The sequence below is a fragment of the Acidobacteriota bacterium genome (genome assembly GCA_039030395.1).
Classification (GTDB): domain Bacteria; phylum Acidobacteriota; class Thermoanaerobaculia; order Multivoradales; family JBCCEF01; genus JBCCEF01.
This window is the reverse complement of record JBCCEF010000006.1, coordinates 227,222-233,456: the sequence shown is the minus strand read 5'-3', so window position 1 is coordinate 233,456 and position 6,235 is coordinate 227,222. Positions and strand designations below refer to the sequence as shown.

General features: G+C 59.6%; 5 protein-coding genes. All 5 read right to left on the bottom strand.

The genetic code is table 11. From position 1 onward, the window contains the following. Positions 1-390: 390 nt before the first annotated feature. From AAF481_08860 to AAF481_08840, 5 genes are read right to left on the bottom strand one after another with little or no spacing between them, the layout of a single operon-like run. Positions 391-2,217 (bottom strand): ThiF family adenylyltransferase, encoded by a 1,827-nt coding sequence (locus AAF481_08860; GenBank protein ID MEM7481269.1) that lies wholly within the window; start codon positions 2,215-2,217, stop codon positions 391-393. After that, positions 2,201-3,214, bottom strand: a complete 1,014-nt coding sequence (locus tag AAF481_08855; GenBank protein MEM7481268.1) for a cyclic GMP-AMP synthase DncV-like nucleotidyltransferase — start codon at positions 3,212-3,214, stop codon at positions 2,201-2,203. Before AAF481_08855 ends, AAF481_08860 begins: the two co-directional genes overlap by 17 nt. A gap of 36 nt (positions 3,215-3,250) precedes the next feature. Further along, positions 3,251-4,297, bottom strand: coding sequence for a CBASS cGAMP-activated phospholipase (locus AAF481_08850; protein ID MEM7481267.1), 1,047 nt, complete (start codon positions 4,295-4,297; stop codon positions 3,251-3,253). A gap of 35 nt (positions 4,298-4,332) precedes the next feature. Beyond that, positions 4,333-4,848, bottom strand: coding sequence for a hypothetical protein (locus AAF481_08845; GenBank protein MEM7481266.1), 516 nt, complete (start codon positions 4,846-4,848; stop codon positions 4,333-4,335). A 2-nt stretch (positions 4,849-4,850) separates the two neighbouring features. Then, positions 4,851-6,107, bottom strand: a complete 1,257-nt coding sequence (locus tag AAF481_08840; GenBank protein ID MEM7481265.1) for an XRE family transcriptional regulator — start codon at positions 6,105-6,107, stop codon at positions 4,851-4,853. Between the last annotated feature and the right edge of the window lie 128 nt (positions 6,108-6,235).

Genomic DNA, 6,235 nt, shown 5'->3' with positions numbered 1-6,235 from the left:
CAACCACAAGAGACTTCTCGAACCCATCGGCTACCTGCCGCCTGTCGAACACGAGGCAAACTACTACCGAAAACAGCAACACCAGCCCGTCGCTGCGGGACTCAACTAACTCAGCCTCCGAAAGACCCGGGGCGATTCAGTTGAATAGGCGGCTGATTTCCTGTTGCTCTTGTAATCGACTCGGCAAGAACGAGAAGCGGCCGCGCTTGTCACCTGTGCGAAGACCAGTGGCAGAACGGATTTCGATCCCTGCTTCTGAGAAGACTGCAAACAACTGACCTCCCGCCTCTCGGCTTCGTGGACCCAGTTGCCTGTTTCGCCGGAGATTCTTCACGACGTCGCTGTGTAGAAGCAGTCGCTCCTCGGAAGCGGGCAGCTCGTAAGCAAGCACTATGAGGCTCCGCAGAGCGGACATTTCTCGTCGCGGCGCCAAGTCTCCCGGCTTACGAGCTCACCTTGGCCGGTAGACCCGTTGATTCTCGAAGCGCTCCGACTCCAATGTCCGCCTAATCCTTCAAGTCGGATCGTTGAACCTAGCCAGGCACGATGCTCTGATCTCCCAACCTCGCCAAGGAGCACATCGATGACAGTCGTCACTATCATCGAGACGATCGGTGCAAGATCGGCACTTCCATACGGCTGGAAAAACGCACCGCAGGCCGGCTCGCGCTCAAGTTGCTCGGCCTCCCACTCCGTCGCTGCTTGCTCGAAGTTTCCCTTGTCATCGAAACCACAGGCAAGGCAGCCGCCGACAGGAAGGACAGCCAATGCGTGCCCTGCGCAAGCGTGAGCCTCTGTCCAGCCGAATACGACCGGCGGGAAGTCCAGGTTGCAGCGACACAGTGCGTTCAAGTGAGCTTCCGAGGCCCAAATGCCCGTGGTCGCGAGGACGACATCCGCAGTCGTCAGTGGACTGGCGTCGTCTTGGCTGGTTCGTTCCCACTTCTCGGAATACGCCTCCACGTCGAGAAACGGAAAGCGACCCCGAAGGAAACCAGACACTGCTTCGGCCTTGTTCTTGCCAATGGCTTCCGAGCCGCCCAGGACATGCCTGCACACGTTCTCCCACTGGAGAGGATCGGGGTCTAGGAGAGCTAGTCGGCCAACTCCGGCCTGGGCGAGCAGCTGCGCCGCCGACCCGCCAATCGACCCACAGCCAACCACCGCAACGCTCTTGTCCCGCAACTGCAGGCTGAGCTTTGAGCCTCCCCGCGAAAGTAGCCAACTAGCATCACAGCGAACCACTTCGGCGCGTTTCGCCTTTGAGGCTGCCGTCAAGAAGCGTCTCATCTTCACGTTTGCTGGAGCTCGACCCTTTCTGTAGCCGTCCTCAAGCGGATTCCCCGCCTTGCCGCGGGGCGTTGAGCGCACCGAGGGACTCGGAAGCCAAAGACCGACGAGCACGGGACCGTTCGAGGTGGCGAATCCAATGACAAGGGGTATCCGTTCGGGAGCGGAGTCTAGGGCAGCCTCGAGAATCGCAAGGCCGCCATCATCAGACCGGCCGAGCGCAAGTTTCAGGATATCGGCGTTACTCTTTGGGACATCCCTAGGATCCAGTGGTGCCGTAAGCCAAAGAAGCGCCGCTTCCTTGAACTCTGGCGCGTGACGCTGCCTGCGCCGGAAGTAGTTTTCCACCCACCGACGACCACTACTCTCTTCATCGCACACCAAGACACGGCCTTCTGTTTCCGTGTAGCGGACAAGCCGACTCGGCGGCTCAGGCCTCAGGAGGCTCCAGAAGGCGGACGCGGAGGGGGACAGTTTCAGCCGCCAGTAGTTCTGGAACTCGGCAACGAAGTCGGCGTTGATCTCGCCAGCGAGATTGGCAGCGACCAATCGGCCGGCCTCCCCGAGCAGATGCTCAACTAGTGTGGCAGTGGCGTGAACGACGTGCGTGGCGTGGCCGGGCAGTACGCATACCCTGTTATCCCGCTCAACATGTGGCCAGCAAAGAAGTTTTGATTCACCAGCCAGAAAGATCAGCGGCGGCGAAAAGGGCGTGTCCGCATCGGCGATCAGATCGATAGTGAAACGATTGTCACCGGCTTCGATAAAGGTCGACCAGCCGGTCTCGGCCTCGTACTGACCGTACTTCGGCAGGTCGGTGCGACCGAGCCGCCTACACTTCGGGTCCCTGCCGACGAGAAACGTGTCGATCTCGTTGATGGCTGTACGACGCCAGCCGCCCAAAAGATCCTCATCCAAAACGCCCACCGCCGCGTTTCTCGACTGGCTCTTCCGGGGCCGAACCAGTTCTGGTGAATACCGTCAACGAAGCGGCAAGAGCTTCAAGCGCTTGGTCGAAGTAGTCGGTCCTGAACACCTTCGCCCACGCTCTTAGAGCTGCCTTCTTGGTGCACTCAGGATCATCCAGCACTTCAAGGTGTTCGAGCATCTCACCTAGGCGACCTCGCAACTCGATCATGCTTGCGTCGGCGCTGGTCTTGGTCAAGTCCTCAGCGACGACGGGGTGTCTCACTACAAGGCTGAGGTGGAGGCGGCTGTGGATCGTCCGGATCGTGTCCCGGAAAGCCTGGTCGTCGCGACCCGCTCGTGCCACATAAGTCTCGTTTACCAAGACTGAAAGCACGAAACCACTCGGCATGTTCCAAGAGCTTCGACTTTTACAGAGATACTTCAATTGCCGGACAACTCGCCTCATCTGTCTGCCGTTAGTTTCGTCGGGGCTCTTCGCTTTCACGGCTTGGTTGAACCAGCGAGTAACAGCTTCGGGGTCCGAGATCTTCCACTCCGAACTCGCAAGTTCCGTCGAGGTCTTCCCCGATCCGTCCTCGAACTGACGATAGACCGGCATGTCGACATGGTGACCGGCAGAGTAGTAGATCCGGACACAGTTCTTGCGAACCTCAGGCTGTTGGGAAAAGGCCGGGTCCGTTACGGCATCACAGACCCTCTTCCGTGCCTCCAGTGGGCAGAGATCACCACCCTGTAAACCTTTGAGATCAGCCTTTAGAAAAACTACACCTTCATCTATGTCGTAGTCGTTCTCAGGCTGTTGGTTGATCGTGTACATCGCATGCGATCCCTGGGGCACAAACCGCTCGGGCTTGGGCTTCTCGGCAGCTTTGAGCCCCGCGCGCACGCGTGCTCTATTCGCGTCGCGTTGGCCACGTAACAGGTCCTGTGTTGCCTTCGGCAGACGCACCTTGGCATTGTGGAAGTCGGTGATTTCGCTTGAGCAGTCGAACATGATCGTGGTTCCTTTCGTGAGCGTCGGGAGCTAGACCTACTTCGGTAGCGCCGGCATATCCTGGAAGATTGAGTGGAGAGGGGAGTCTGCCCCTCCAGCGTTCGCCGCGCCGCTGTGCAGTAGGTCGGCATCCCTCTTGCCTAGGGACTCCAGCACCTGAATTGACGAGCGCGAGGCCTGGTCTAGGCCCATAAGGCGAGCCTGTTCAGCCGAAGGCGCGGTCGCCGGGAGCCGTACCACCTCGCACCGTCTCTCGAGATGAGGTAGAAGGAGTCGAACTATGCTCTCGACGCTTTCGGTTTGCACATTAAGTGCTGTCGACAGAGCCATCGTTCCGGCCCTCCAGTCGGCAAGCCCCCAGGACTGCCGCTCGCCGTCGGCGACCTTTCCTGTGGGGACCGGGCTCGTGCCGATGGAAATAATCACAATGTCCTTGTGTGGCGGCGCGGTCGCAAGCGCTTCGATCAACGCCACGAGGGTGGGGTTGTTCGCCCATAAGCCTCCATCCACCAACACGAAGCTGCCGGGAGCGTCAGGATCATCGATGAACGCCGGCGGTAGGTAGATAGGTGCCGCACTCGTCGCCAGGCAGACATCTCGAAGAGTGAAGTTGTTGTCTCGCTGTTTGAGGGGGGCATGGTGCGGCGTCTTGAACACCCGTGCGGCCTGTGCTTCGAAATTCACCGCCGTTATCGCAAGGGCGATTCCTCGGCGGTCATAGACCGCGGCCAACGTCTCCTGCCCAAAAATCGCCTCGAGTGCCGCTCTGAGTCGATCCGCGGGGTTGGCAGGCCTTTTCCAAGCGCGAAGGGCCCACACCGCAAGTCTGCCGGCCGAACTGGGAACGGGATTCGAGAAGACCTTTGGCCCTTCGCTACGGTAGAAGTCGGCGATCTTCTGGGTAGGGATGCCCGCAGCCAAGGCACACGCGAGGAGACCGCCTGTGCTGGTTCCCGCAATGAGGTCGAAACCACGCCCGACGTCGAGGTGATCTACGCCCGCTTCACGGGCGTACCTACAAGCCAAGGTATCCAGGAGTGTTGCGGAGTACAGGCCCCGCATGCCGCCGCCGTCGATCGCCAACACGCGATACTGTCGTGCGCTGTCTTGCGTCATCTTCAAGCGTCCGAGCGAGCGACTACGTCACCGAATGAGCAAAACGGCATCCGAAACCGCCGCGCCTCGAGAATTGTCTTGTCTTGATCTGCCTCTTCAATCGTGAGCAGGCCCGCTTGCAAAGCCCGGAGGTAGATCTCCACCGTACCCAAGATCTTGCCCTCACCTACACGGTCGATCGCCTCGCGACGGAACCTGCCTTTTTCGTCGCTCGCGACCAGCCAGCCGTGTCGCGACGCAAGGACCAAGCACGACGCTTCGCCGCGGCCCAGAAAGACCGTGAGCGCTGCGAACGCCGCAATGTCGTCCGCCTCGGTGAGGCTGACGACCTTGAAGACGCCTGCCTCGATGGACTCTTCCAGGGCTTCTCGATGCTCGCGGCGAGTTACCTCGTCACGGACATGGTCTGGAATTACGAACTCAAGGCCTGCAAGGCGAGCGCAAAAGTCTAGCCGATGAACATGTGCGAGGTTGATCAGCACATTGGCATCGGTCACGACGACCCTGGCTCGCTGCATGGTCATCGCTCCGGAATTCCCTCGGCGATCTGCTCGACAAGGCCAGCTTCTTCGAGGAGTCGCTCGAGCTCTTCTCTGGAAACACCAAGCACCAATACGAGTTCCTCCAGCTTCCCGCGCGAGATCTCCTCACGGCGGAAGGCCTCGAGTGCAAGGCCCAGGAAACGATGCCGGAACCAATTCCGCGCCTCCTCGTGATCGGGTTCCGGCAAACCAAGCGCCTGGGAGAGCTGTCGCCCTCTTCCAGCGTCATCTAAGGTCCGCAGATCATCGAACTCGGCTTCGTTGATCAGGTTCAGGTTACGCAGCCTGTATAGCGCCGCAATGCGACTCACCCCGAAGTGGGCGGCAAGCTGGACAACATCGTAGAGCTGTACTGCCTGGCTGCCAGGCGCCATTCGCCCTTCAACCTTGACGCTATCCGCTTCGTCAAAGACCTCAGACGAGGGACGACTTGGCCTTCCCTTTCCAAGGCTGCTGAGAAACTCCCGCACACCCTCTTCGGGCATAAGGAAGCTTGCGCCGAAAGCGTTGGCGCGAACCTCGATCAGATTGCTGCGTTCCGACGAGCGGCTGATGAGCCCGAAACGATCTCGATCCGCGAGCACATGAGCGTACTCGTGTGCAAAGGAGAAACGCCGGCGGAGAACGTGATGCGAGCGGTTCGCAATCACGAAGAGGCCGTGTTCTTTGTCGTTGAGCGTCAAGCCCGACACGTCGTCTGGAAGATCAACGACCCCGGTGCGTACGCCTTCCGTTTCGAGGAGTTCGGCCAGGTCCGGCAGAGCACCAGCGCCTAGGCCTAGGCGCCGACGTTCCTCCTTAGCCAGTACCTCACCTTGTCGAATCGCTTCCCAGCGAGTGCTCGGGGCCCGCAGCTGGTAACTGGCGACCACTCCAGCTGATCGTTCGATTCCGAGCAGCTCCTCTAGGTTGCTGATCTCTCTTCCTATCGCTACGCAGTCTCGAAGTGCATCCGCCACGGATGGCTCCTCCAGCACCGCCGGCTGTGCGCGGAAAAGAGCCGCAAGAGAATCGGTTTCGTCGAATGAGTCCGCTACGAAATCACGAATGTCGCGGCCAAACAGGTGAGCAAACCGGTCCAGCTCAAGGCTGGAGACCGAGCGCTTTCCTCTCTCGATCTGGGCTACAGCCGACCTCGAAACCCCGAGATCCTGAGCCACCTGCTCCTGCGTCAGCCCACATGCTTCCCGCGCGGTTCGAATCCGTCGACTGAGCTCTTTGGGCGTGACCGGCATTCTCAGCACCTCCTCCTTGGATCTGAGGTCGGACGGACAATCCGCCCAAACACGCATATGATAGAAATTCGAACATTCAATGTCAAATTTCGGACTGAGTTGTTAGTTTTTAGTCCAAGAACTACCGC

Excerpts from the sequence above, each read along its gene's own strand:
- AAF481_08855 (MEM7481268.1), bottom strand. The coding sequence starts at position 3,214 with ATGTTCGACTGCTCAAGCGAAATCACCGACTTCCACAATGCCAAGGTG.
- AAF481_08840 (MEM7481265.1), bottom strand. The coding sequence starts at position 6,107 with ATGCCGGTCACGCCCAAAGAGCTCAGTCGACGGATTCGAACCGCGCGG.
- AAF481_08845 (MEM7481266.1), bottom strand. The coding sequence starts at position 4,848 with ATGCAGCGAGCCAGGGTCGTCGTGACCGATGCCAATGTGCTGATCAAC.